Below are 728 nucleotides of genomic sequence, written 5' to 3' on the forward strand. Positions count from 1 at the left end.
TCAATCCCTGCCGTATCTACCTACTTACCCTTTTGATACTCTTTGGGCGTTGCAATGATGTGGTTGCTTACCCGAATAAATAGGCCTCTGTATACGGTTTCTGTTCGTCAGTACCGAGTTTTGTAGTCTCGCTTTCTTCAGAGGTAACTTTGCAGTTACCTCCCTTGCGACTTACTAATGCTTCTAGGCGTTACCCCAGCGCATAAGGGACTTGCACCCTCTAGATTAATTACTTACTTTGCTGTAAGTTAAAGATGCCCATACTGGGCACACACAACGTATATAAATCATTGCTTGGTTTCAGTATCTCATTTGTAAATGCCATTTTATTAACTTTTATTAATTATTCAATCTATGTGTTTTTTATACGCAACGCTTCATATACAAAACGTTAGGCACAATATTAATCTGTGCTTTTAATATATCTATTTGGTAAACCTTTCTTTTTATCGATCTCACCCTCTTTGTATGCTTTGTAAGATAATGTGCCTTTTTTAATCCAAGCGGATATAGGTTTACCTTCATAACCCCTTAAATATTGAATTGCTGTTGCTTGTAACATAGTATAAATACTGTGCCTAATCGAGTAGACGGCTGACAATCGAATGATTGCCAGTGCGCCTCTCACACCACCGTACGTACGGGTCTCGTATACGGCGGTTCAACGTTCATCTCAACAATTGCTCTTTACACCAATTGAAGCTACCTACTATTTTAAGCATAGGCTA

The 728-nt window shown here is 38.9% G+C and carries 1 protein-coding gene; it reads right to left on the reverse strand.

Annotated features, from left to right (window positions below; all coding sequences use genetic code 11):
• Positions 1-403: 403 nt before the first annotated feature.
• Positions 404-562 carry a hypothetical protein gene (locus tag ES676_RS14860; RefSeq protein WP_170234476.1) on the reverse strand — a complete coding sequence of 53 codons (159 nt, stop codon included), beginning with the start codon at positions 560-562 and terminating at the stop codon, positions 404-406.
• Positions 563-728: the final 166 nt, after the last annotated feature.

This window comes from Bizionia saleffrena (assembly GCF_008086175.1).
GTDB classification, from domain to species: Bacteria; Bacteroidota; Bacteroidia; order Flavobacteriales; family Flavobacteriaceae; genus Bizionia; species Bizionia saleffrena.